This is a genomic window from Halalkalibacter lacteus, from assembly GCF_036663595.1.
Lineage (GTDB): Bacteria > Bacillota > Bacilli > Bacillales > Bacillaceae_D > Halalkalibacter > Halalkalibacter lacteus.
The window spans coordinates 100,777-125,763 of the sequence record NZ_JAWRVL010000013.1; the positions used below are offsets into that span (position 1 = coordinate 100,777).

General features: G+C 36.2%; 22 protein-coding genes and 2 pseudogenes. 12 read left to right on the forward strand and 12 right to left on the reverse strand.

Going from position 1 to position 24,987, the window contains the following annotated elements; translation table 11 throughout:
- The first annotated feature begins 40 nt into the window (after positions 1-40).
- Entirely contained in the window at positions 41-2,077 is a 2,037-nt protein-coding gene (locus SAZ04_RS11580) for a catalase (protein WP_332695232.1), read from the forward strand.
- Positions 2,078-2,246: 169 nt separating this feature from the next.
- Positions 2,247-2,465: a YczF family membrane protein gene (locus SAZ04_RS23705; protein ID WP_488803340.1), complete on the forward strand. Its 219-nt coding sequence runs from the start codon at positions 2,247-2,249 to the stop codon at positions 2,463-2,465.
- Here SAZ04_RS23705 and SAZ04_RS11585 read toward each other — a convergent pair.
- From SAZ04_RS11585 to SAZ04_RS11595, 3 genes are read right to left on the reverse strand one after another with little or no spacing between them, the layout of a single operon-like run.
- Positions 2,462-3,562 carry a GerAB/ArcD/ProY family transporter gene (locus tag SAZ04_RS11585; protein ID WP_332695234.1) on the reverse strand — a complete coding sequence of 367 codons (1,101 nt, stop codon included), beginning with the start codon at positions 3,560-3,562 and terminating at the stop codon, positions 2,462-2,464. The genes SAZ04_RS23705 and SAZ04_RS11585 overlap by 4 nt on opposite strands.
- Positions 3,563-3,622: 60 nt before the next feature.
- Entirely contained in the window at positions 3,623-4,825 is a 1,203-nt protein-coding gene (locus tag SAZ04_RS11590) for a Ger(x)C family spore germination protein (protein WP_332695236.1), read from the reverse strand.
- A 22-nt stretch (positions 4,826-4,847) separates the two neighbouring features.
- Complete coding sequence (locus SAZ04_RS11595; protein ID WP_332695238.1) at positions 4,848-6,422, reverse strand: spore germination protein; 1,575 nt, start codon at positions 6,420-6,422, stop codon at positions 4,848-4,850.
- 120 nt (positions 6,423-6,542) lie between these two features.
- On the opposite strand from SAZ04_RS11595, the pseudogene SAZ04_RS23460 reads away from it, so the two are divergent.
- Positions 6,543-6,766, forward strand: a pseudogene (locus SAZ04_RS23460) (IS3 family transposase); the annotation flags it as partial.
- A 372-nt stretch (positions 6,767-7,138) separates the two neighbouring features.
- Positions 7,139-7,561 (forward strand): VOC family protein, encoded by a 423-nt coding sequence (locus tag SAZ04_RS11605; RefSeq protein WP_332695240.1) that lies wholly within the window; start codon positions 7,139-7,141, stop codon positions 7,559-7,561.
- A 152-nt stretch (positions 7,562-7,713) separates the two neighbouring features.
- Here SAZ04_RS11605 and SAZ04_RS11610 read toward each other — a convergent pair whose 3' ends face one another.
- Positions 7,714-8,835 carry a GerAB/ArcD/ProY family transporter gene (locus SAZ04_RS11610; protein WP_332695242.1) on the reverse strand — a complete coding sequence of 374 codons (1,122 nt, stop codon included), beginning with the start codon at positions 8,833-8,835 and terminating at the stop codon, positions 7,714-7,716.
- 475 nt (positions 8,836-9,310) lie between these two features.
- Here SAZ04_RS11610 and SAZ04_RS11615 point away from each other — a divergent pair, with 475 nt between their 5' ends.
- From SAZ04_RS11615 to SAZ04_RS11625, 3 genes are read left to right on the forward strand one after another with little or no spacing between them, the layout of a single operon-like run.
- Positions 9,311-10,915 carry a spore germination protein gene (locus SAZ04_RS11615; RefSeq protein ID WP_332695244.1) on the forward strand — a complete coding sequence of 535 codons (1,605 nt, stop codon included), beginning with the start codon at positions 9,311-9,313 and terminating at the stop codon, positions 10,913-10,915.
- A 32-nt stretch (positions 10,916-10,947) separates the two neighbouring features.
- Positions 10,948-12,156, forward strand: a complete 1,209-nt coding sequence (locus tag SAZ04_RS11620; RefSeq protein ID WP_332695246.1) for a Ger(x)C family spore germination protein — start codon at positions 10,948-10,950, stop codon at positions 12,154-12,156.
- A gap of 30 nt (positions 12,157-12,186) precedes the next feature.
- Positions 12,187-13,290: a GerAB/ArcD/ProY family transporter gene (locus tag SAZ04_RS11625; protein ID WP_332695248.1), complete on the forward strand. Its 1,104-nt coding sequence runs from the start codon at positions 12,187-12,189 to the stop codon at positions 13,288-13,290.
- Here the strand turns inward: SAZ04_RS11625 and SAZ04_RS11630 are convergent.
- The 6 genes and pseudogenes from SAZ04_RS11630 to SAZ04_RS11655 form a co-directional block, all read right to left on the reverse strand.
- Positions 13,283-13,519, reverse strand: coding sequence for a YczF family membrane protein (locus tag SAZ04_RS11630; protein WP_332695250.1), 237 nt, complete (start codon positions 13,517-13,519; stop codon positions 13,283-13,285). The two genes, SAZ04_RS11625 and SAZ04_RS11630, sit on opposite strands and share 8 nt — an antisense overlap.
- Positions 13,520-14,246: 727 nt before the next feature.
- A pseudogene (locus SAZ04_RS11635) lies at positions 14,247-14,723 on the reverse strand (transposase).
- 3 nt (positions 14,724-14,726) lie between these two features.
- The gene (locus SAZ04_RS11640; RefSeq protein WP_332695252.1) at positions 14,727-15,038 is read right to left on the reverse strand and encodes a helix-turn-helix domain-containing protein; all 312 of its coding nucleotides are present in this window, start codon (positions 15,036-15,038) and stop codon (positions 14,727-14,729) included.
- Positions 15,039-15,377: 339 nt separating this feature from the next.
- The gene (locus SAZ04_RS11645; protein ID WP_332695254.1) at positions 15,378-16,172 is read right to left on the reverse strand and encodes an MBL fold metallo-hydrolase; all 795 of its coding nucleotides are present in this window, start codon (positions 16,170-16,172) and stop codon (positions 15,378-15,380) included.
- A gap of 236 nt (positions 16,173-16,408) precedes the next feature.
- Positions 16,409-16,546 carry an iron-sulfur cluster assembly scaffold protein gene (locus SAZ04_RS11650; RefSeq protein ID WP_332695256.1) on the reverse strand — a complete coding sequence of 46 codons (138 nt, stop codon included), beginning with the start codon at positions 16,544-16,546 and terminating at the stop codon, positions 16,409-16,411.
- 194 nt (positions 16,547-16,740) lie between these two features.
- Positions 16,741-17,256 carry a GTP-binding protein gene (locus tag SAZ04_RS11655; protein ID WP_332695258.1) on the reverse strand — a complete coding sequence of 172 codons (516 nt, stop codon included), beginning with the start codon at positions 17,254-17,256 and terminating at the stop codon, positions 16,741-16,743.
- A 1,113-nt stretch (positions 17,257-18,369) separates the two neighbouring features.
- Between SAZ04_RS11655 and SAZ04_RS11660 the strand changes: the two genes are divergently transcribed.
- Together SAZ04_RS11660 and SAZ04_RS11665 are read left to right on the forward strand one after the other, a co-directional pair.
- Positions 18,370-18,717, forward strand: coding sequence for a hypothetical protein (locus tag SAZ04_RS11660; RefSeq protein ID WP_332695260.1), 348 nt, complete (start codon positions 18,370-18,372; stop codon positions 18,715-18,717).
- 517 nt (positions 18,718-19,234) lie between these two features.
- A complete protein-coding gene (locus SAZ04_RS11665; protein ID WP_332695262.1) occupies positions 19,235-19,582 on the forward strand; it encodes a hypothetical protein in 348 nt (115 codons plus the stop codon).
- Positions 19,583-19,601: 19 nt separating this feature from the next.
- Here SAZ04_RS11665 and SAZ04_RS11670 read toward each other — a convergent pair.
- A protein-coding gene (locus SAZ04_RS11670) for an IS3 family transposase (protein WP_332695264.1) occupies positions 19,602-20,743 on the reverse strand; the annotation gives its coding sequence in 2 pieces (ribosomal slippage) (positions 19,602-20,497 and positions 20,497-20,743; 1,143 coding nt in all).
- Positions 20,744-20,850: 107 nt separating this feature from the next.
- On the opposite strand from SAZ04_RS11670, the gene SAZ04_RS11675 reads away from it, so the two are divergent.
- The 3 genes from SAZ04_RS11675 (at position 20,851) to SAZ04_RS11685 (ending at position 24,478) form a co-directional block, all read left to right on the forward strand.
- Positions 20,851-21,693, forward strand: coding sequence for a hypothetical protein (locus tag SAZ04_RS11675; RefSeq protein WP_332695266.1), 843 nt, complete (start codon positions 20,851-20,853; stop codon positions 21,691-21,693).
- A gap of 487 nt (positions 21,694-22,180) precedes the next feature.
- The gene (locus tag SAZ04_RS11680; RefSeq protein WP_332695268.1) at positions 22,181-23,569 is read left to right on the forward strand and encodes a VanZ family protein; all 1,389 of its coding nucleotides are present in this window, start codon (positions 22,181-22,183) and stop codon (positions 23,567-23,569) included.
- Positions 23,570-23,977: 408 nt separating this feature from the next.
- Positions 23,978-24,478 carry a hypothetical protein gene (locus tag SAZ04_RS11685; RefSeq protein WP_332695270.1) on the forward strand — a complete coding sequence of 167 codons (501 nt, stop codon included), beginning with the start codon at positions 23,978-23,980 and terminating at the stop codon, positions 24,476-24,478.
- Positions 24,479-24,714: 236 nt separating this feature from the next.
- Here the strand turns inward: SAZ04_RS11685 and SAZ04_RS11690 are convergent.
- The coding region (locus SAZ04_RS11690) for a transposase (RefSeq protein WP_332695272.1) at positions 24,715-24,987 on the reverse strand (273 nt) is incomplete at its 5' end.

Consider the following 24,987-nt stretch of genomic DNA (forward strand, 5'->3'; position numbering starts at 1 on the left):
TTTACATATTATTTATTCCAAAAAGAGAGGAAGAGAGTGAATGAAAAACAAAGGTAGTAACAGCAAAAAGGATCAATTGGAAAAGTTCACAACCGACGATCAAGGAAAAAAATTAACTACGAATCAAGGTGTAAAAGTATCTGAGGATGAATTTTCATTAAAGGCTGGTGAACGTGGACCAACGTTAATGGAAGATTTTCATTTTCGTGAAAAAATGACCCACTTTGATCATGAACGTATTCCTGAGCGGATTGTGCATGCTCGTGGTTTTGCTGCTCATGGGGAATTTGAGGTGTACGAGTCCATGAAAAAGTATACAAAAGCAGGTTTTCTACAAGATCCTTCTAAAAAAACGCCCGTTTTTGTTCGTTTTTCGACAGTTGCTGGTTCACGCGGGTCTGGAGAGTTGGCAAGGGATGCTCGTGGATTCTCTACGAAATTTTACACAGAAGAGGGTAACTATGATCTAGTCGGCAATAATATTCCGGTATTTTTCATTCAAGATGCTATTAAATTCCCTGACTTGATTCATGCAGTAAAGCCCGAACCACATAACGAAATGCCACAAGCAGCATCTGCACATGATACGTTTTGGGATTTTGTCGCGAATAATCAGGAATCAGCCCATATGGTCATGTGGACGATGTCTGATCGGGCGATACCGAGGAGCTTTCGGATGATGGAAGGATTTGGAGTTCATACCTTTCGTTTTATTAATGAGGAAGGGAAGGCTCATTTTATTAAATTCCATTGGAAGCCTGTACTTGGAACTCATTCGGTTGTGTGGGACGAGGCACAAAAAATTAATGGGAAAGACCCAGATTTCCACCGTCGAGACCTATGGGAAGCCATTGAAAATGGAGACTATCCTGAGTATGAGTTAGGCGTACAAATCCTTTCGGAAGAAGAGGAGTTTACTTTTGATTTTGACATCCTTGATCCTACAAAGCTTTGGCCGGAAGAAGATATACCAGTACAAATTATCGGAAAAATGACATTGAATCGAAATGTTAATAACGTATTTGCAGAAACGGAACAGGTTGCCTTTCATCCAGGCCATGTAGTGCCAGGCATCGACTTTTCCAATGACCCGTTGCTGCAAGGCCGGTTGTTTTCTTACACAGATACGCAATTAATTCGTCTTGGAGGACCTAATTTTCACGAGTTGCCGATCAATCGTCCTGTTTGTCCATTCCATAATAACCAGCGTGATGGATACGGCCGTCAAACAATTAACAAAGGTCCAATCAGCTATCATAATAACTCTCTTGGCAACAATACACCTGAAACAACGAGTGAGGCAGAGGGTGGATTTAAACATTATCAAGAGAAAATGGAAGGACATAAAGTGCGCGCAAGAAGCGAAAGTTTTAAAGACCACTTTTCTCAAGCAACCTTATTCTGGAACAGTATGAGTAAAGCAGAAAAAGCACATATAATTAATGCATTCAGTTTTGAACTCGGGAAAGTAAAGAGTGCATCTGTAAAGCAACAAGTGGTTGATATGTTCGGCAATGTAAGCATAGAGTTGGCTACAAGTTTTGCCGATGCGATTGGAGCGAATCATCCACAAGTCGAAGATAGTGGGGTTACTAAATCGTCTCCTGCTTTAAGTCAGGAACATACAAAAAAGAAGCCTACTACTCGCAAGGTCGCAGTGATCATTGGCAGTGATTTTAATGGAACAGAAGTCAAACCAGTGTTAGATGAGTTAAAAGCAGTAGGTATTCAGCCTGGGATTTTAAGTGAGAAGTTAGGATTGGTAAAGAGCACTGATGGAACAGAATTGGAAGTTGATCATACGTTTCTAACAGCAGATTCTGTGTTGTTTGATGCTGTTTATATTGTTGGTGGTAGTAAGGAAAACAAAACGTTTCACAAGCAAGCTACCTACTTTATCGAAGAAGCATTTTCTCATTACAAACCAATAGGTGCTACCGAAGAAGGAAAGTCGCTACTTGTAGACAATATGGATAGCAGTCCAGGGGTTGTTTGCGGTGGTGAGAAAAAGGAATTTACTAAGAAGTTTATCCAGGCAATCTCGGCCCATCGACACTGGGATCGCGAACTAGTTTAAGAGGAAGCACGGGAGAGGAAGAACCGTCCTGTTGCTTCCTGTCCCTACTCATCCAAATAAAAATCAAATTAAAGAATATTTAAATAGGGAAACTGTAACCATAGTAATAGAACTGTAACTATACAACATTGTCTATTCAACCTAGAGGAGTTGATTGAGTTTGAAAATAGTGCTGATTTTTTCAATTTTACTTTTGCTAATTCATTTAGTTGACTTTTCTTTTCAAATTTTGATTGGTCGAAATTCTTATCCTATCATCGAATCTTTTGTACATCAGTATAAGATGATGGATACCGTAGAGTACCTAATTTTAATAAGTTTATTGTTTCTTCTTTTCAAAACGATTCTTTATCCTGTTTATAAAAAAATGCGCACAAAAAAAGCTTAGCTTCTTTTCATATGCTTTCGAATCAACGCGATGAACAATAATAAACCTGGAATAATAACTGCAATTGGGACATGAACATAAAGAGGAAGCATTCCCCCTCCAATTTCAATATGCTCCGCAAAATTCCCAGCCACCGTTAAGGATGCTAACAAGATGACTATCCCAATAGGAAAAACAAGTGATTTGTAATCTTTCACATAAAAAAGATCCGCAGTACCGATAACAGCTGCTAAAAAGAAAATCCCCATCTTAAATAAATCACCAATAATAAGGGTTAAAAGAACAATCGGATCTAAGCGGTCAATAAATTCCATCAGGCTCACTCTTCCAATTGTGTCAAACAAAGCAAAATTGGAACGAGTAAATACATCAACACCAAGAACTAGTATATTTAACATAATGGTGAAGCTTAGAACGACCGTACTAAAAAGGATGGCTGATAAACCTGCCTTCATTACTGATCGTGGTTTAGTTAAATAAGGTAAAAGTAAAGTAATGGCCAACATTTCTCCCCAAGGAACTACAAATAAACTTGGAAACGAAGTGGAAAACATCCCCCGAAGACCATTTTCTAAGATGGGAAATAAATTCTCAGTCTCTACCTTACCCGACATTAAAACGGAAATAACCCCTAAAAAACCTAAGACAATAATAATAAAAAAAGAAAGCTCTGCCATTCTTCCTAGAACTTCAACGCCATGTCTCAATACTATCATCATTGTTAGTATCATTAAGAAATGTATGAAAAATAAGGGTGTGCTCGTAAACATCGATGCATTTATTAAATCTCCATAATCCCTGAGAACCCTTGCAGACCCATGAAGAAAATAAAGGATGAAAACGAGCCCGAATAAACGCCCAATCCATCTCCCGACTATTTTTTGGGAATATGAAATTAACGAAAGAGTAGGGAATAGTTTATAGAGAGAGCCATAAATCACAAAAATAAGGGTTCCTCCCACTGAGCCACCTATGAGGATCGCAAGCCAAGCATCTCGTCCCGAATCAGACCCATAACTAACGACAAGAGCTGTACCGAATGCAAATAAAACAATTAAGCAAAACAGTTGCCATGCGTTAATTCTTTCTTTTTTCACTTGGATTACCATCCCTTTCCGTTCTGTAACGTTCGATACTCTAATGTCTAATGAAACTCATTACTGTATCTCAAGTGGTTTATTGCGTAAACCAGATTGACGAATAAATATTTGTGCTTCTACATTGACTTTTGCGTTACTAAAATGATTGTCCCAATCCTTCTCCCAATATCCCCACTGTTCTGGATCCTCCTGAAATATAGCTGCTCCCAAACCCAAAACATCACTTTGGTGCTTCTGCACTTCAGAGATAGCAACTTCTGCCTCTTTCTTAACTACTTTTATAACCTTTTCTTGAATCAAATCAATTTCATTCGAATCTGCCAAATTAATAAAACACTCCGTTTCGCCTATGTTTGCATCAGCCAATATCTTAACAGTAAATTCTGGTTGATCCTTATTTAATAGAGGAATAACCTGAGACTTTGACCGTATGATTTCAACATTAATACTCTCTTCTTTCTTCTCACACTCAACATTTACAATCGTACTTTCCACCTTGCCTAGCACCCATAATAACCCCCTTGCAGAATATTCCTGTAGCCAACCCTTCAGCTTATCGCCTTGAAAAACGGCAATAGTATCGGGAATAATAACAGCTTTGGGCTCGACTTGTTGAATATTAGTAGTACTATCCTCAGGGGGTTGTCCAATCACTTTCACTCCTCCGATAAAGGGATCTTTCCCTGCTGTCCCAACAGCCTTAATGATTTCATCAATATCAACTCTAGCTGTAAAAGCCCCTCTTTTTACACTCATTTCACTTTTTTCAAGCAAGCTTTCAGACGGTTTCATTTCAATTGGAGTCAGAGTGCTTAAAACAGTCTTTGCTGCAATTCCATTGGTAATGAATACAGTAGTCAGAGGGCGTAATTCGTGATCTCTTTCAAAAACGTCTAAAAATACTTTTACCCCTTCCTTAGCTACTTCGTCACTGAATACAACCATTTGCATATGAGGAAAATACAGCTGACCTGGTGTCTGTTGTGCGGCTTTGCGCACTGCTTCAGACATCGTTTTTCCTTTTTGAGTAATAATGGTAATAGGAGCCTGGTCTCCTCCTCCTCCTCCAATGGTTGGAGTCACTTGACCCGGGATGAGAATTTGAAACGTAAAAAGATGCATATCTTCTTCAGGGGCTGTATCAACTCCAACGCTAGTAACTAACGCAATGTTATTTAATTCTTTTTGATCCCAGCACCCTGAAAGTATGATTACTGCCATACATATAATGGACATTCCCTTTGACCAACTAGATTTCATATCATCAACTCATTTACATGAATCATTCGTTTTTGAAAGTATTAGCCTTTTTCTTTTTTTCTAAAAGAGAAAATGGAAACCGAAGGATGGCATCTTTATTGCCAGCTAAATAAAATGGGGCAAATGGTGATAAATAATGAAGTCCAAATGACCGTAAGCTGCATAAGTGTGCCATCATGATAAAATACCCTAAAGCCACGCCGAAAAGACCTGAAATAGACGCCACAATCATAAATGAAAAACGTAGAATTCGAGTCGTATTCGCCAAAGTATAGGAAGGTATTGTAAAATTTGAAATGGCAGTCAAAGCAACGATAATTGTCATAGCAGGAGAAACCAAACCTGCGGATACAGCTGCATCACCAATAACGAGAGCTCCAGCGATTGATATTGTCGGACCAATAGCCCGAGGGATACGAACACCTGCTTCTCTTAAAATTTCAAATGTAATTTCTAATAACATGGCCTCAATTAAAGCTGGATAAGGAACCCCTTCACGTTGGGCCATAAGACTAATCAAGAAATGAGTCGGGATAATTTCTTGATGATATGTAATTAATGCAATATATATAGGCGAACTAAATAATGAAAAATGAAAAGTGATGTATCTCAAAATTCTTATTAAACTACTTATGCTATAGCGAGATGTGTAATCTTCAGTTGATTTAAGGAAGTCAGGAAATACATTAGGAACAACGAGAGCAAATGGTGTTCCCTCCACAAAAATGGCTATCTTTCCTTCCGTTAATATTCTCGATAACCGATCTGGCCTTTCTGTGCTAAGCACAGTAGGAAATAAAGTGATTCTTTTTTCCTCAATCAACTCTTCAATATGGTTGGATTCTAAAATAGCCTCAGCATTGATGTTATTTAAGCGTTCTTTTACTTCATCTAGAACCTTATCATTTACAATGCCATCTATATACATGATGGCTATATCCGTATTTGAGAGATCACCCATTTTTCTTCTTTCTACTCTTAGTTTGCCTGTTTTCAGACGTCGACGCATCATGGCCGTGTTCTCACTAACCGATTCGATAAATCCCTCTTTAGAGCCTTTCACTACTGTTTCTGAAGTAGGTTCAGTGATGGCTCTGTAATTACTGCCTAATGTACTAACAATTAAACCATGATTCATACCTTGAAATAACAAAATCGTATTTCCATTCAAAAGAGAGGAAATAACGGTCCGATAATCTGTAACGACAATTACGTTTCCAACAGTTGATACCATTTCTCTTGTGAGATTAAAGGTATTTTCAATATAAGATTTCTCATTTTCTTCGATTTCCAATAGTTCAGCTGACTCTAAGGATAAAGAATGGGCATGAGTAATGAGTTCATTAACCATATCTTCGTTTGCTAACCCATCTATATATAGGGCCACTACATAAATTGACCTTGGATGACCCAATATAAACTTCCGACTAACAAAATCAGATGAGTGACCAAATTCCTGCATAATACTATCCAAATTCTCTTGTAAATTCTCTTTTAATGGGTCCTTATTCAAATGTGAATCAGTTGGGGTGTGAACATGATCGTTTTGTTTATCATTAAGTAGCTTTTTATAAAACTTTTTTCTGAAAATACTCAAACGATATCCCCTCCCAACTTTCCTGTTATTTTGTTCTTATTTTGCAAAACTATTCAGGGGACAGGTTTGTCCCTCCTCTCCTTAAAATATGATGATTGGATAGGTTACACTTAGTTGGACGACGTCCTACAAATGGCCCGAAGTACGTATTATTATGAAGCTAAAATTCGCGATGACCAGGACGAAGAATTAACATCAGCGATCATCGATATCTTTAAGAAAAGTCGTGATAATTACGGCCAAAGAAAGATCAAGATTGAACTGAAAAAGAAAGGATGGACGGTTTCTAGACGTCGTATTGGACGAATCATGAAGAACAGGGACTCGTTTCAAAGTATAGTTTGAAACGGAAAATATAGTATGTTTTTAATTGGAAGAGACGTTATCAAAGTTTGTAAAGAAATGAAACTTTCGATACCAGAAGAGTTAGCAAAAAATGGTTCTGTAAATATTAAGTTAATGGAGATTTGGAAGTTGAAATCTATTTGGTAAAACAATAGGATTTGTCTGGAAGCAGGAAGCACGTTATAGTTTAAAATTGATTCCTCTTATTTATTGTGAAATAAGGGTTTGCGAGGTATTTTTGCTCAAACTTTATTTAAAAGCAACACCTTTTTGTGAAGATCGCTAAATAGTTTAAGCTTGTGTCCTGGTTCTGATAAGATTGGGATACGTCAAATATTAGGATTAAATTTATAAGGAGGCATTATCAATTTATGAAACCACGAATTACTGTAATTACATTAGGTGTAGATGATTTAGGAAGATCGTTAGAATTCTATCGAGACGGACTGGGGCTTCCTACAGAAGGTATAGTTGGCAAAGAATTTGAGCATGGTGCCGTTGCTTTTTTCGACTTACAAGCAGGTTTAAAGCTTGCAATTTGGAATCGCAAAGATATAGCTCATGAGGCAAAGGTTCCTCTGACAGCATCCAGTCCTACCGAATTTACTATAGGTCATAACGTAGGAAGTAAAGAAGAAGTTGATAACGTAATGGAACAGGCGAAAAAAGCTGATGCTATTATAACTGACCCCGCACACGATACATTTTGGGGAGGATACTCTGGCCACTTTCAAGACCCGGATGGGCATCTGTGGGAAGTAGTCTGGAATCCGCAGTGGGAATTTAAGGAATAAATTTACCTTGTAGCTGTTAACCATTTGATAGTTTGATCAATTAGCTGGATATAAACTCATAAATTCAGTTAGCACAGCATGCGTTATCGGTAATCAAAAAGCCCTCGGAATTTGTTTAAACCCGATGGCTTTGGAATATAGCATAATAATTATTATGTTTCATTTGATGCCGATCTATCTTTCTTCTTGAAACGATTACCAATCATGGTAACAAGCAGCATTAATAATGGAATGATGATCAGGAAAGGAATATGAAGGTAATGGACTGTAATATTTAGTCCTTCTTCAATATGTTCTGAAAAATTCGCGGCCATCACCATTGATAAAAAGATAATAATAACTCCAGTTGGTAATACAATTTGTTGATGGTTTTTTAACTTAAACAAATCGACCATTCCGATTAATACACCATAGAAAAAAATAGAAACTTTTAAAAATACAGTAATCATAAAGGTAAAGACAACAATAGCATCCAGTCGTTGGATAAACTCAAAAAGGTTGATTTTTCCGATCGTTGATAACAAAGGAAAAGTAGATCTCTCCACTTCTTCAACACCGAGAACGGCGATATTTAAACATGCTGTATAACTTAAGATGAGACCGCTTATAATTAAGGCGGACAGCCACACTTTTTTTGCTAATTCCGGCCGATTTAGATAAGGGAGAAGCATGGTAAAGACAAGCAGTTCTCCGAAAGGGAAAGTAGTAATTAACGGAAAGGCTGTCGTTACAATTGGTTTCCATCCATGTTCAAGAAACGGCTGCAAATTATGGAGATCAATATCACCTGAAACAAGGATAAGGAAATTTCCTATTAATCCCAAAAAGATCAAGATGACGATAAATACTTCTGCTGTTCTCCCCAATACTTCAATCCCTAGAGAAAGCACATAACAAATGGCAAGAACGAATAAGATATTGATTGCCAATAAAGGTGTTTCTGGCATAGTTGATGAAAGCAGCAAATCCCCAAAGTCGCGCAAAAGTCGGGCAGCCATGTACAAAAAGTATAAGATGTATAACAAACCAATCATCCACCCCAAGTATTTACCAAATATTTTTTTTGCATATCCGGTAAGTGGTAAATTTGGATATTGGCGAAATAAAAAGTAATAAATAAAAAATAAAACAATTCCACAACACATCCCTAAAAGAATCGCGAGCCAAGCGTCTTTCTTGGCTGATATTCCATAACTTACGACCAGTGCAGTCCCCAATTCAAACATAAACATCATGGCAAATAGTTGAATAGCACTAATTTTGGCCTTCTCCATTGTCTAGGATCTTCCCCTTTTTCCCATTGATTTAATCCGCACGTTGTACATCTTTTCTAGTTATTCATTTTCCCCTACTTTCCTATTTTCTATACTTATAGGACCAGTAACAGGGGTCCTGCTCTAGCCCAAAAGAAATTAGTCACCTCATTTGGCGGGACACTCCCCATTTGATTTCTGTTCGGAGTGTCAAGCTTACAACTCAAGGGTGGATTTAGTATATATGCTTATTTATATTATTATCTATGTGCATCATTCAGCATAGCCTCTTTCATCAAGACTATTTAATGTTTTTTGGTAGGTCTTACGAGATTCTTTTAATTTAAGTTTTACAAAGTCAGCAATCTCTGAATCGTTAAGTTATCAGAGATCCTTCTTAAACGTATAAAAAATTGGAAAATAGAGATGTTATTAACAATAGAACACATCGAACAACTTCATTCGATGACCCTAAAGCTTGGAGTGTTATAAGAAAATGAATAGTGCATGGAAACGGTTAACAAAAATCCACAACAAAAGAAAGCAGGCACCACAGTATAAGGAAACAGAAATCAAATCAAACATACAAAAAGTCAGTGAACATTTAGACGAAAACTTAAAAAATATTAAGGATGCTCTAGGAAACAGCAGTGACTTAGAAATTCGTGAATTTAAAATGGGAAAGCCTTCGCTTCATAAAGTTGCGATTATTTATATAAATGGGTTAGCCGATAAGAACATCATTAGTAATTTTGTTATAGAACGCCTAATGGGTAACGTTCACAATACTGAAAGTGTAAATCCTCAGTCTCCGAGCCAATTATTCACCTACATTAAAGAGAATATCGTAGCAGTTGGGACCGTTGAGGGCATAACGGACTGGGACAAAATGTTGCTGAGCCTCTTATCAGGAAAAACCATTCTTCTGTTAGATGGCTGGAACCAAGTCATTAGCTGTGCAGCAGAAGGCGGGGAGTTACGATCGATTACAGAACCTACAATAGAACCAGCTGTCCGGGGACCTAAAGAAAGTTTTGTAGAGTCGCTTATTACCAATACAGCCATGATTCGTCATCGCATTAAAAGCCCTAATCTATGGATTGAAACGATGAAACTAGGGAACATCACACAAACAGATGTAGCCATTATGTACGTAAAAGGGATTGTCGATGACAAGCTTCTAACCGAAGTCAAAGAAAGGATCGGTAAAATTGAAGTAGAAGAGGTTGGAGGTTCCAATACAATCGAAGAATGGATTACGGATGACACATTGACACCTTGGCCGACCATGTTTGTAACAGAACGTCCGGATGTGGTGGCAGGACAGTTACTAGAAGGACGTGTCACTATTTTTGTTGATGGCACACCGAATCCTATCATTTTACCAGCGACATGGATTTCATTTTTTCAAACTGCTGAAGATTATTACTTACGTTGGAGTATGGCTAGTTTTTTGAGATTTTTAAGAATTGTTGCATTCATAATGACTCTCTTTGGACCGTCTCTATTTATTTCGTTTACTGCCTTTCATTCGGAATTGATTCCAACAGCTTTATTAATTAGCCTAGCAGCACAGCGACAAGGAATTCCATTTCCGATATTTTTTGAGGCTCTATTAATGGAACTTACATTTGAGGTTTTACGGGAAGCGGGTGTTCGGATGCCGCGGCCGATTGGTCAGGCGGTTTCAATCGTTGGTGCACTTGTATTGGGAGAAGCAGCTGTTGCAGCAGGAATTGTTTCAAGCGCGATGGTCATTGTTGTGGCAGGGACGGCAATCGCCAGTTTTACCATCCCCCATCATCCGATGATGGATGCGGTGCGTTTGCTTCGATTTTTGATGATGGTGTTGGCAGCTTCTTTCGGGCTCTACGGAGTTGGACTAGGACTCATTGTGTTAGTCGCACATACCTGCAGTGTACGCTCTTTCGGGATTCCATATTTGGCACCCTTTGCCCCACTCATTTTTGCTGATTGGAAAGATGCCTTCATGCGCATGCCAAAACCGTTTTTGTCAACACGCCCTCGATTAATAAACCAAACGAACATAACGAGGACAGGAAATAGCAAGAACCGCGGGCCGAAACCGAGAGAAAATTAAACACCTGATGACGAATCAAAGAGGGGTTCCAAATGAAACATAGACCATTCATCATTCTTTTTATGCTTTTATCTACTGTATTGCTGTCGGGTTGTTGGGATCGTGCTGAATTACAAGACCTGGACATCGTAAGCGCGATCGGGATTGATGAAGGAAGCGATGATTTGGATAACAGATATCACGTCACAGTACAAGTGATAAATGAAGGACAAATAGCCGGTGTACAAGGGCAAGGGGTAAACGGAAACATAGCTCCTGTTACAATCTATTCGGCTACAGGTAGCAACGTTGAGGAGGCACTCCGAAAAATTGCGCCCAAGTTACCTCAAGAACTTTTTTATCCTCATGTCCAATTATTGGTGATTGGGGAAGAACTGACGAGAAAAAAAGGGATTGAAGATTTGTTTGACTGGATTGAACGTGATACCCGATTTCGTACTCTTTTCCCGGTTTTAGTCGCCAAAAATAGTACAGCAATGAACGTTCTTCAAATTGTGACATCTCTTGAGCCCATTCCTTCTGCTAAAATTGTTGGTGCCTTAGAAGCCACCCAAGAGACGTGGGGAGTGTTTTCATCTACCCGTGCAGACAAAGTCATTAAACAATTAAGCGGGGAAGTGGCAGTTTTAACTGGGGTTCAAATTATTGGTCCCCCGGAAAAAGGGAACAGTATGACAAACGTTCAAGTAATAGATCCACCGGCAGAGCTAGAATTATTAGGACTTGGTATTTTTAAAAGGGGAAAACTCCAAAGATGGTTAGTTGAAGATGCGGCACGCGGTGCCATGTTGATTAATAATGAATTGACCAAAACCATTGTAAACCTTGATTGTGAACAGAAAAAAAAGGGGATTGCTGTTGACATGGTACGCTCGAAAACGAAAATTAACACGGAAATAAAAAACAATAAACCCGTTTTTTATGTCTCAGTTCGATCAGAATCTCACATCGTAGAAGTCCATTGTCCGATCGATCTTAGTAAACATGATATCATTAAACAGCTTGAGAAACAGATTGAGGAGGAAATAAAAGAGGAAATCATAATGGCAATAGATGCTGCCAAAGAAGAAAAAAGCGATATTTTCCGGTTCGGCGAATATGTAAACCGCAAGGACCCAACATTATGGAAGGAGATAGAGAAAAAATGGAATGATGAAGTCTTTCCCGAAACAGAAGTCAACGTCAACGTACAGGCGTTTATTCGGCGGTCAGGCTTGCGAACAAAGCCATATATAAAATAATCATAAAGTTACGGTAGGGGATTTTAGACGATGGAGAAAGCCAAAATTAGTGTCATTCAACTATTTGCTATGATGTTTTTATTTGAACTTGGAAGTGCAGTTGTCGTAAGCCTTGGCATTGGTGCTAAAAAAGATGCCTGGCTTGCGATTCTTTTCGGAATGTGCGGTGGAGTCGCCTTATTTTTCATTTACTACTTTTTATTCCGTCAATATCCGAATCTGCCGTTTACCGGATATGCTAGAAAAATATTCGGAAAATACCTTGGATGGTCGATTGGCTTGTTATACACTGTATATTTCTTGTACGCTGCAGCCCGGAATCTGCGTGACTTCGGTGATTTGCTGCTTTCATCGACTATGATAGAAACACCGTTACTTGCGATCCATATCTTGTTCGTGCTCACCATTTGTTATGTGCTTTATCTAGGGATTGAAGTAGTAGGGAGAACGGCCGAAGTAATGATTGTTATCTTGATTTTTTTGGGAGTTACAGCAAATCTTTCCGTCTATTTATCAGGTGAAGTCGACCTCCGTAATTTGCAGCCTTTTTTGGAAAACGGATGGAAACCGATCATAACGACAGCCTTTCCACTTACTACCTATTTTCCTTTTTCAGAAATGTTTGTCTTTACCATGCTGCTTCCTTATTTAAATCGGCCGGAATTAGCAAAAAAAGTGTGGCTGTCCGCCTTAATTGTAAGCGGTCTTTTCCTAAGTTATACAGCGTGTTTAAATATCGCCGTTCTCGGTGTTGAAGAACTTGAGAGATCTATTTTTCCTTTGTTATCAACCATCGGGAAAATCAACCTTTTCGAGTTTATCCAACGACTGGATGCTATTGTTGTTTTTACCTTTCTAATTACGATGTTTTTTAAAATAGCGATTTATTTTTATGCTGCAGTCATTGGAATGGCTGATTTGTTCAAGGTAAAAAAACATCAACACATTCTTTTTCCAATTGGACTGATTCTCATCTTCTTATCGATAATGATTGCCTCAGATTTTTCAGAACATATTGAAGAAGGCCAAAAAATCACATCTTATTTCATCCACATTCCTTTCCATATTATCATTCCGTTGTTCATGCTCGTCGTCGCCATGACTCGCAATCATTTCAAGAAGAAAGCTAACTAGACCCATCTTGTTTATTAGCTTTCTTTTTTATGATGATGACGATTTGGTGACCAATTGTAAGCAATAAAAAAAATACTAACATCACAATTTCTCCCGCTTCTATTACCCAAAACGGGTTTAATAATTGTAACAATGCGTAAGAGAGTTCAAAACCTAAAAGCAGGTCCATTAAAACACTAAGTGCAGAAGTTAATAACAGAATGAAAATAAATATTCCTAACACTTTCATTTTTTTCTCCTTTTTTATCATGAAGTAAATATAGTATTTGTTAAAAAGCAAACTTTTAACAAAAAATCGATATGGATAGTGGCGACTCAAACACTAAGCAAATAGCAATGGATATTCAGAAGAGTGTTGAGGAGGTTTTAGATTCAGAGGAGTTAGATTTTATCTCGACTGATTCTTATAAGATTTATGTAGAAAGTAAGGATGGAGAAATTATAAATTAAGTGTCTGGCTAATGTTGTTTCTAATATATGAAACGCTTTTTCTTCTTCAAGTAACGGGGGCTTTTCAAGAACAAGGAAAGCGTCTATTTTATTGAAATAAATGATTGAATTAGATAACATATTTTAAAATAATTGGTATTGATCAATCGAACAGGATTATTGAAGAAAATTATTATACAGAAGAGAAATTTGGAGGTGCCTATGTAGTAGGTTGTTCAACTGGGGAAACTTCAACTTCGACGACATCTGATATATTAGTTAAGGAAAAAGGCTATTCAGAAGATTATACAGAGGCATGGATTATTGTTAATAACCCAAATGATACATCAACAAAAGAAGAATTTAAGATTATTGTTGAAGAACCGATGGTATGGAATTTAATTGAAGTAAATAATATCTATTTTTCAAGTTATATAAAAGAAGGGGAAAATGATAGGGTTTTAATACAGATTGAAAATATTAGTTAACGCACTCCGTTAGTGAAAAAGAAATAAATGAATTTTATCTCAATGTGTCATCATCAGCTCAATCTTCGAACGACGTGCCCATGATAGCCATTCCGTCAAGTGCTCTTCTGCTTGGTCAGTCGGCAACTCAAATAAACGTTGAAAAGCGACTTTCAACTGATAGGCTTTGGCTGTTTGAAAATCTTGATCCTTGAGGGAAAGCAATTATTTCTTTTGATCCGTTGTTAAGTTGACTTCGTTTTTCAACCAAAGATAGCGGGTCTTTTTTAAGGCTGGGACATCACGTTGTTCCTGTCTTCTTGTTTCATCAACCGCTTCATTCACGAGTTTCATCACATGAAATTTATCAAAAGTCACAGATGCTTGTGGAAATTGTTCTTTCGCCCCTTTAATGAAGGCGGGAGAAAGGTCGATGCTTAGCTCTTTGACGAGATAGGGATGTCCTCCATGAATCATCCAGTCTTCTTTGAACGTTTTCAGGACGTCATGAGACTGCCCTTCTGCCACAGACAGCACTTTTCATTTAGACATGTCCATAAAGATTGAAACATATTTATGTCCGCGACGGCGTGACGTTTCGTCGTAGGCAACGCATGTCACGCTTGAAAAGTCTTCTTTTTCTCTTGCTTCATCGACATAATGATGCAAGATCGGCCACAGACGGGTATCATGTTCTCCAACAAGGTCAGCTACTTTCTTCACAGGCATGGCTTTCATAAGAAGGAGAAGAAAGGCTTCAAAATACAGAGAAAAACCTGAACGTTCTCGAGTCCATGAAGGTGTGACTGTTTTCGGTGCTCCCTTGCATCTAGAGCAAGAGACACGAGGCAATCGTCCACGTAAATAGGTCGTGTATTGAAAGAAATTTAGGTGACGTCACGTTCGCTCTCGTCCATAATCATGGACGGGACATAGTTCCTCACAATGAGGACAAGGGAAAAGATGGTCTTTTTTAGCCCGAATGGCAATGGTTAAACTTTGTGTTTCAGGGGCAAATGTCGTTTTCGTGACTTCCATCCGTCACCGAGTTGTAGGGCTGCTTGCATAAGAGTTTCTTGGTTCATTTTCGCTTCTACCACCTTTGAAAACAATTGTTAGTTTCATTGTGGACAGCTTTGTTTCACTCTAAACTGCGATGAACCCTAATTCCTTTATAGAATTAGCTTGCTATTATAAATTTTCAGCCACAGGAACCCACTTCAATCCGAAATCTTCCTTTTCTATATGTCCTAATCCTGGGAATGGATAATGACACACAAATAATAGTGCTGATTTATCTATTGCATCTTGCAAGAACCTTCTCCGGGTCTTTAAGCCTTGTTTAGGTGATATCTCTGCACGTATATGTGAAGGCAGATGCTGCAGAGTTATCGGGTCATTAAGTATATCTGAAGCCAGCAGTAAATCATTCCCTTCCGAATTGATATAAAGGGATAGATGGCCTACTGTATGCCCAGGTGCATGAACGAGACGGATACCTGGAATAATCTCTATATCTGATGTAATTAAGGTCATGCGATCCTCTAAAGGCATCAATTTCCTATATTCATTTGACTCCGGATTGCTTTTCCATAGATCCCATTCATCTTTTCGCATGATATATTCTGCATTTGGGAAAGTCGGTCTTCCGTTATTTGAAAGGCCGCCAATATGGTCCATATGTCCATGCGTAATAATGACAATATGGATATCCTCTGGATATATTCCTTGTTCTTTTAAATGGTTAAGCAACTTGCCTGCTGTTGGCAGGTGAGTTACTCCAAATCCTGCATCCACTAAGATATTCTTGTCTCCAGTATCTATAAGCAAAAAATTAAGTGGAGCATCAAAATTGGCTGGAATGTGTTGAATGATGTCCTCTGGAGTTTCCGCGAAAAAGAACTCTTTGGAAACAGGGAAGGCGCCATCCGATATGGACATCAATCGAAATTTTCCTAATTGAAAAGAATGTATTTTAGAAATCATAAATCCTCCTTCAAACCTAACTAATAAAAGTTCATGGTTAATTATTTATCTACTGAATAAGCTAAAGGGCATTGTATTCCTTCTCGTCTTTTAAAACTTTATCTAATGCTTGCCGAGTCATTAATGCACAATTATGTCTTGCTTTTAACTTATGGACTCCTTGTAACGATAAACTATCTCCTAAGTCTATCTTATCTGCTACCTTTCCATGACGAATTTAATCCTCAAATGCTTTTCTAAGGGACGTCTTGTAGTGACTTGTTTTTAATAAGTTCTGTCATCATAGATGCTGACGCCATACTAATGCTACAGCCTTCACCAAGAAAGGATGCTTTCATTACTCGGTCATGTTCAAGGTCTGAAAATAAAGTCATGACATCGCCGCAAGTAGGGTTTTTTATAATTCTTGGCGTTGTCTTTCTTTAGCTACCTTTGATTTTTTTGCCATATTACCTCTCCTTTCTTTAATAGCATATGACCGCACAAAAAACGTAATCATTACGATTTATATTATGATTTTATCTCTTTTCAAAGTCAAACGCAAACCAGAAGAAGAAGCTAGACAATGCTAATGAGCTGCTGACATGCTATTTTTCTCTAAGTTACACAGTATTTTCCGTAGTTTGGTATGGTCTAAATCATCACCGATAAAAACGAGTGTATTGTTCATCTTTAATCCTGAATATGTATGAAAGGGCATGCCATAAGCATATTGAAAAAGAAGTGTATCTGGATTTCCTGTAAAACGGGTATATCCTTTAATGCGATAGATATTATCGGGCATTGTTCTTAAGAAGTCTTCAAATAGCTTCTCACTAATAGGGTGTAAGAAGGTATGAATGTATGTTTTCATATGAAGATGTTGGATAGCGTGCACTTTCTCATGTTTGACTCTTTCTTTTCTTTCCAAACTTGTAACTGTTCTGAAATCGATGTTGGCGAATTCTGCCGAAATAATCTTTCCTGTTGGATTAATACTGCGTAACTCCTCTTTGATACTCTTTTGACATTTCTTTGATATACAATCAACCTTATTCAATACGATAATATCTGCATGTTTTACTTGTTCAGCAATTAGCTCCATTTTACTTTTGATAAACCTTTTTGGATTTATATTCTTACTAATGCTCTGGTTGATGCTTTTTATGCCTTTGTAGGTCTCAATTTATTAATATTATTTGGAATTTATGAATTAGAAGTTATGGGGAATTTTGGCATGTTTATAATAATGATTATTCTAGCTGTTATCATCTACATATATCAAAAGTGGCAAGATAGAATTATAAAACAGGATTGAGCTTGTACACTATCTATCTGAGCGAAGGCTCTGTAAGATAAGGTATATGGAGATTCAATAGTGCGACTATATTTGGTTTGTGTGTTGTTTTTTGTCTGCAGGTAAAACCCCCGTTCGTAAAAGCACACTTACGAAAGGACGCTATAGTTAAATAAAGTGATTTCTTAAAAATAAACAACTTTATTTGTACTGAACATGAATTAAAAAGTGAATAAGCACGTAAGGTTTTTTGATTAACTATTACAACGATAATAAGCGACCTTGTTCATCCTGATCAGAATCACAAGGTCGCTTACACTATTTCCTTACGCATTATTTTTACTAATCCTTTCATTGTTACAGAAAGCTGACTTATTAAAAAGCACTTAACCTGTTTCATTTTTTTAGATAATGATTATTTTGATACCCAGCGTCTGTTATAAACGGGTGTTTACTTTGCGGTAGCCTTGTCACTCCCCTAGAAAAAAGGCAACAAAAAAACCAGTATCCTATGGAAAAGATACTAGGTCTTTTAACCATGCTTGAGAAACGTTCTGTGACGAAATTAGAAATCACTTTAACGAATCCAATTCGATGCACAAGTTACAGCACTCTCAAGCATCATTTACTTTTATTGGTAGTTATCCTGCGGACTAGAACAGCTACCCTGTCATCAGGCCTAGTAGCTTTACGCTACTGTTTTTTTCTTGAGAAAGACTGTTTATTTTATCAAGTCGTTAAAAAATTATTTCTTCCTTCTTCAGCAAACGGGCCAGATAATGGAATAACACTTGGTAGTTAAATTGGATATTTATGTTAAAAAAATTAGAGGTTGTGAAGGATTGTACTTAAAGTAACAAGCAGTAATCTTGAAGAATGAGTTGGATTTATATGGTGATTAGTGAAAAAAGGAGGAATATAATGAATTACTTTTTTAGTTTTATTTTATCTATTGTTCTTACTTCTCTATCGTATTTTTTAGGGGGGCAGTTAATTAGGAATGATATAGCTCTTTGGCAATCCCTTGTAATCGGAGCTTCAGTAGTTACTTTTGGTGCACTTACTGAATATTTAGGTGCACCTATATGGTTAATTGTGTTAATACCGTTTCCAGTTGGGATGCTGTTACTTTATCTATTCTTAAATAAACCGCTTCATATATGGTTTCTTACATACATAACAGTATTAGCTTTGTATTCCGTTATTCACGTTGTAATGAGTTATTTTTTTCAATTCCATTCTTTAATTCCAGCTTGGAAATTATCATAATTACAGATATAATTTCTTATTAAACAAACGGAGGCTTATCTAGAATAAGAAGAATGTTACTTATGGTGAGCAAAATTAAACGATATATAGGGGTGTTTAACACCAATGAGAATATTGATTGCATTATTTTTGTTCACACAAATATTTGATTATGAACCATTACAAATTATTTTTGCGGATATTTATTTATTTATTAGTCAATCCGCTTTTTCTATTATTATAGGTTTTGTTTTGTTCGGATATATATTTTTTGGGCTTACGAAGAAATAAAATTGATATTCTCTGTCCTTGGTATTGAGAATTCCAAAAGTATTTTATGACGGGTGCTTTTCTTCAAGGAGAAACAAACTATTCTATATATGATCTTCCGCAATCGGGCGCTTTTCTGAAATAAGGAAAGCGTCTTTCTTCATGAAAAGGGCCATTTAATGGAGTAAGACTTTCCAACAATACTGGATATATATGTTATTATTGTTTGAGCAACTCTCTATTATTATATTTTACAGGAGGTAATATATTGATAAATTACATAATATTAGGTATATTTTTGTTACTAATCTCTTTCTTGTCTATTAAAAAAATTAAAAATCTAGATGAGGCTGAACAAAAGGAGGTAAAAAAAGAATTAAATAATCCTTTTTTACTATCAATTAAAGCTACTCCCTATTTTGGAATACTTTTAGTATTCATTGGATTGTTTCTTGAATTATCTTATCTTGTATCAACAGGGCTAGTTTTAATGTTTGTAGGTGTTATCTTTATGTTTTTTATTATGTTAAGAAAAGGTAATACCAAAGAAGCTATCAAAGTTTTAATTTTGAATGTTATTACTGTAATAATCTTCTTCTATCTGTTTTTGTATTGAGTGGTATGTCAACACTAAATCAAACAATCTTTTTAAGGGGTAAGTTTCGATAAATTACCGGACTTTGATACCCAAGGGCACTGTGCGAACGGATGTTATTGTACCAATTGATATAATCAAAAAGTTCAAGATCTAGGTGGTTAAGAGAGTGGAAATGCGCTCCATTGATTAGTTCCGTTTTCAAAATCTTAAATGTCGCTTCTGCCACCGCATTATCATAAGGGTTTCCTTTATGGCTCAATGAGCGTTCAATCTCATTTTCACTTAATAATTCATCAATGGCCACGTTTTTAAACTCAGAACCGCGATCTGTATGAAATAGTTTCACATTTTCTAATGGCCGATTAACCGTTGCGAAGGCACGTTGAACTAAAGTTGCGTCTTTGCGTTTTCCAACGCTGTAACCAACTATTTCTCTATTATATAAGTCAATTAAAAAACAGACGTAGTTCCAGTGCTGGCCTACTTTGACATACGTTAAGTCACTCACCAATACAGACATCTCTTCATCCACTTCAAATTCCCGATCTAACACGTTTCCAACCGATTCTTCATTGGGGCGGGAACTCATTGGTTTGTAGGACGGTTGTGCATACTTCGATTGAATTCCAAGTTCCTCCATTAATCTACCTATGCGACGTCTGGAAACCTTGTGACCCGCTTTTAAAAGGTCTCCTTTTATTTTGCGAGTTCCATATACTTTACGGTTTTCGTTAAAGATCTTTAGTATTTTTTCTTTTAAATCTTGTTCTTCTTTAGCCTTTTCTTTTTCTTTTTGAGCAGCTATTTCTGTTTCATAATAAAAGGTACTTCTAGCTATTTGTAGGACTTCGCACATTGCTGATACCGAATAGAAGTGTCGATTTTTCTCAATCACTTTTATTTTCGTCCCATGATCAGCGCGGCTTGCTTTAAAATATCGACTTCCATTTCTAGCTGTTTATTTCTTTTTCTTAACTCAATCAATTCTTGTTCTTCAGGGCTTCGATTGTCTTTCTCTTTGAACGAACCAGACTGTTGAAACTGAGTAAGCCATCTGTCTAATGCAGATGTAGTTAATTCGTATTCACGGACAATATCTTGACGGCTTTTTCCACCTTCATATAAAGCAACCACTTGCTTCTTAAATTCTGTGGAAAACGTTCTTCTTTTTTGGGACATAGTAGATTCGCTCCTCACTCGTTGTGTATTATTCTACTAGCCCTTATTTTGATTGTCCAACTAAGTGTAGCCTATCCATGAGAACTTATTTGGAGGGGTTAAAAGAAATGAAAAGTTCAATTAAATCATTAAAGATTCTCTTAGTAGGAGTCCTTATTTTTTCAGTAGTTTTTAGTACCGGTATAACGGAGGCACTTTCAAAAGAACAAACTGTTAGTAATATAGAAGACCGTTTTGAAATATTAGTAGAAACGGATGACTTTTTAAGTTACATCGTTAGAAATAATGATGGGTCGCTTCATCTGTTCGAAGAGACAGTAGAAGAAGATGGTGATAACACAATCATCACAACTTCAATATATGATGTCCGTGATAAAAATGATAAGAGAAGAAAACTTATTGATAGGTTCCAAACAAATATTACAACTGATCTTGAAGGAAACATAATAGTAAGCGAAGGTTACAACAACAAAGGAAAAGGAAAGGGAAAAGGGAATCAAAATATCAGTGACGGTGTCCAATTTATAGAAGATCAGAATTCGTTAAATAATGAAGAAGAAGAATATCCATTGTTTACTACTATGAGTACTAGTTGGACTATGACCGCAGCTGTTAGTGGGAGTTTTGGCTATATGACTAACTATTCTACTAACAGAGGAAACGCTAGATATTCTGGAATAAACCCTAAAAGGAATCTACCCAGAGATGCAAAGTATACTAAATTTACACAAGCTGTTGATAGTCTAAGATCAAGAGAGAGAACTATATTACGTGATGCTACAGGCGTAGCTTTATTAGAAGCAATTTGGCAGGTGCGCAATACTGGAATTACACTTCAAGTTGTAAAACAGTTGGTAAGAAAAGTTGGCGCCCCTGCATTTCTAGCATACGAAGGTTTCATGTGGTTTTTAGCTGTTAATAGCAGTCGAAATGCATACTACGCTTTATAGTTAAAGAATAACAAAAAAAGTCTTTGCGAGTAAAACCGTCAAAGACTTTTTTTGTTATTCTAAAGCTACTTATGTTAGAGAGTAGTTGTTACATCATCATAACTAAAGAATTGAACTAGCGCAAACGTAGTAAATTGCTTTTATACACTATAACTAGCTAATGAAATTTTTAAGGAAATAAAAAGAATGTTAAGTAACAATAAAGTTGTTTAATTTACAATAAAGACGTTTAAAAAATAATAAAGTTGTTTAAAAAACGCCAGTCATGCTATTCAACAATCGGGCCATTTAATTGAACAACTTTGGTAGTGAAATTGGATATTTATGTTAAAATAATTAGGTGTTGTGAAGGATTGTACTAAGTAATAGCGTAGTGTTGGAAACTTAGTTCTTACATATTTTAAGAGGTGATATAGTAAAGTAGTGAAAGGTACTAGATAAAGAAAAGATTAATATAATTCATGGTTGTGTATGAGGGAGATAGAAAATGAGATTACAAGAAATCATTGGTATAGTTAGGGAATATTTTTTTCTAGCATTGATAGTAGTAACTGTTTTAGGGATTATTTTCTTTATAGGGTATTTCATAGTATATAGAAAACTCTTTGGAGGGAAGAAAAGTCTTCCAAAGAAGCAATTACTTCTTGGAGGGTTGTTTACTGGGTATGTAATCATGGTTATTGGAGTGACCTTTTTGAATAGAGGTCCAAATTTTTATGGGATGAATTTTTCTTTTTTCAGTTCATATCTAGAAGCTTGGTATAGCTTTAGCTTTAGGCATTGGCAGTTCGTAATTTTAAATATATTCATGTTTGTACCATTTGGTATCCTTTTGCCACTATTGCATTCACGTTTTAAAAGGGCTCTTTGGACAATCGGAGCAGCATTGTTATTTACCCTTTCCATTGAAAGTATTCAGTTAGTGACGAGATACGGTAATTTTGTCGTTGATGATCTATTTAACAATCTACTGGGTGCAATCATTGGATATGGGATTATCATGGGCTTCATCACAATAAAAGCAAAGGGAGTAAAGCGATCATGTTTGTACTTTTCACCTTTATTTCTAGTAGTTATCTTATTTGGAAGCATGTTTATTTACTACCATTTGAAGGAATTTGGAAATCTCTCTATTGTGTCAACTGATAGGACTAATATGACACAAGCAACAACCACCATTGATATACAGCTCGACGATAATAGAACAACAGTCCCTGTCTATATGGCACCGAGCTATACAAAGGCTGCTGCTGATGAATTTGTCATAGATTTTTTCGGGAAAATGAATCTTGATACATCGAATATGGAGGTTATTTCCTATCAGAATGAGGGTGTTTATTGGATTCGAGATGAGATATCTCATAATATATGGTTTCGTCTCTTAGATGGAAGTTACAGTTATAAGGATTTTTCAAGCTTTGACGAAGATAGGGTGCCAAAAGATGTAGATGAAGAAACCATAATAGAAGAATTAATACAATTCGGAATACATGTACCTCAAGACTCACTTTTTCAAAAAGTAGATACTGGAAGCTATGAGTGGGCTGTAGATAAAAAGGTAATAGAAAATCAGCTTATAGATGGAGTTTTAGGTGTTAGTTATTACAACGACGATACAGTAAAAGTTATTGATAATCATTTAATAACCTATGACAAGGTAAGGGATGTTCAAATAAAAAGCGAACAAGAAGCATACAAAGAAATTTCAGATGGGAAATTTCAACATTACTCTGAAAATAAAAGTATAGAATCTTTACATATCCACAAAGTAGAGGTGAGCTATCTTTTAGATTCCAAAGGCTATTATCAACCTGTTTATGCTTTTCATAGTACAGTAGATGGAATGAAGATGACTATCATAATTGCGGGAATCTAGAAAACTTTATTGCTGATTATAGCAATTTCAACGAGTTAGGCAATGCAAATTTAAAAAACTCACCAACACTTTAATTTCATTTCAGGAATCTTTTTTATTTTGCATTTATATTTCGCTTATACCTTTGTTGTTTTATGTTTATTTGTTTCTTGCTATCTTATTTTAAGATAAATAGGAAAAGATTTCAGGGTAGTTGAACAAACATAGAGCGTTAGTTGAAGAAGAATTAAGTGATTTTAGGATTGAGGTCATATTTTAGTTATCCCATTAAAGAGCGCAAGAGTTGAAGATCAATGGGGCTATTGTAGCTCCTTTTTCTTATTCAATTGAAGAAGTAGGTTTGAAAAATAAGGGAATTAAATTATGATAAGTTTTCTATGAATTATTATTTTAAGGTGAGGAAGTTAAATGAAAAAAATGATAAGTAAATCTCTAGTGTTTTTCTTTATAGTAATAATCTCTACTGCATGTTCAACTTCAGGGAAATCTATAAATGTAACAGATGAAATGAATAGTGTTATTTCAGAGTTTATTTTAGATTACAATAAAGACAAATATTATGAAACAGAGAAACAGTTTGAAGCCCATAAGGTTTATGGTGCCAAAGAAATCGATGGAATTGTTGAAGTATATATATATTCTCTTTACATGGGATTTAATCGTGTTACTAAGGATGAGGAACAATCGGGTGGTTCTTTTCCAGTATTGATTAAGTTAAAAAATAAAAATGATACATATTCAGTTATAGAATATAAAGAACCAGAAAATGGGGATATGTATACTGATTCTATAAAAGAGATGTTTCCGAAGAAATATGCGAATAAAGCCATAAAGGACACTAGGAGCGTAAATAAACTCGAAAAAAAAATAAAGGAAAAAGTCGATTTGTGGTTAGAGGAACCTAATTAAGGTTGTTTGTTATTAATACGGATTACATGTACTTTTCACTAAGAAGTAATGCTATTTTTCTTATTCTAACTAGCTAAAGAAGCTACTCAGTTATTCCATTATACCAGCTAATATAAGTCAACATTTCTTAAGTAATAATACTAGATTAAAGATGTTATAATAAAAACATGCATGACAAAGAAACTTCAATAATATAATTTGAAGTTTTTGTAAGTGATGTAATTATTTGCATCGGATTATGCTGTGTATTTCTGCTTATGTTTTAAGATGGCATAAATCCAATGCAATAGCTTGTTGGCGCAAGCTATTATGGCTACTTTGTGAGGCTTGCCCTCACTTCTTTTTTTGTCATAATACTCTCGGAGTTTCGCATTTCGGTTATTCGTTAACCCACACTGAACAGCTGTATAGAGTGTTTGACGTAGCTTTGTAGATCCTCTCTTGGTGATGCGATTGATAGATGCTGTAAACTTCCCTGATTGGTAAATCCGAGGATCAATGCCTGCATA

Excerpts from the sequence above, each read along its gene's own strand:
- SAZ04_RS11610 (WP_332695242.1), bottom strand. The coding sequence starts at position 8,835 with ATGGAGAAGGCCAAAATTAGTGCTATTCAACTATTTGCCATGATGTTT.
- SAZ04_RS11605 (WP_332695240.1), top strand. The coding sequence starts at position 7,139 with ATGAAACCACGAATTACTGTAATTACATTAGGTGTAGATGATTTAGGA.
- SAZ04_RS11650 (WP_332695256.1), bottom strand. The coding sequence starts at position 16,546 with ATGACTTTATTTTCAGACCTTGAACATGACCGAGTAATGAAAGCATCC.
- SAZ04_RS11630 (WP_332695250.1), bottom strand. The coding sequence starts at position 13,519 with ATGAAAGTGTTAGGAATATTTATTTTCATTCTGTTATTAACTTCTGCA.
- SAZ04_RS11590 (WP_332695236.1), bottom strand. The coding sequence starts at position 4,825 with ATGAAATCTAGTTGGTCAAAGGGAATGTCCATTATATGTATGGCAGTA.
- SAZ04_RS11580 (WP_332695232.1), top strand. The coding sequence starts at position 41 with ATGAAAAACAAAGGTAGTAACAGCAAAAAGGATCAATTGGAAAAGTTC.
- SAZ04_RS11625 (WP_332695248.1), top strand. The coding sequence starts at position 12,187 with ATGGAGAAAGCCAAAATTAGTGTCATTCAACTATTTGCTATGATGTTT.
- SAZ04_RS11675 (WP_332695266.1), top strand. The coding sequence starts at position 20,851 with ATGAAAAGTTCAATTAAATCATTAAAGATTCTCTTAGTAGGAGTCCTT.
- SAZ04_RS11680 (WP_332695268.1), top strand. The coding sequence starts at position 22,181 with ATGAGATTACAAGAAATCATTGGTATAGTTAGGGAATATTTTTTTCTA.
- SAZ04_RS11620 (WP_332695246.1), top strand. The coding sequence starts at position 10,948 with ATGAAACATAGACCATTCATCATTCTTTTTATGCTTTTATCTACTGTA.
- SAZ04_RS11615 (WP_332695244.1), top strand. The coding sequence starts at position 9,311 with ATGAATAGTGCATGGAAACGGTTAACAAAAATCCACAACAAAAGAAAG.
- SAZ04_RS11645 (WP_332695254.1), bottom strand. The coding sequence starts at position 16,172 with ATGATTTCTAAAATACATTCTTTTCAATTAGGAAAATTTCGATTGATG.
- SAZ04_RS11685 (WP_332695270.1), top strand. The coding sequence starts at position 23,978 with ATGAAAAAAATGATAAGTAAATCTCTAGTGTTTTTCTTTATAGTAATA.
- SAZ04_RS11655 (WP_332695258.1), bottom strand. The coding sequence starts at position 17,256 with ATGGAGCTAATTGCTGAACAAGTAAAACATGCAGATATTATCGTATTG.
- SAZ04_RS11660 (WP_332695260.1), top strand. The coding sequence starts at position 18,370 with ATGAATTACTTTTTTAGTTTTATTTTATCTATTGTTCTTACTTCTCTA.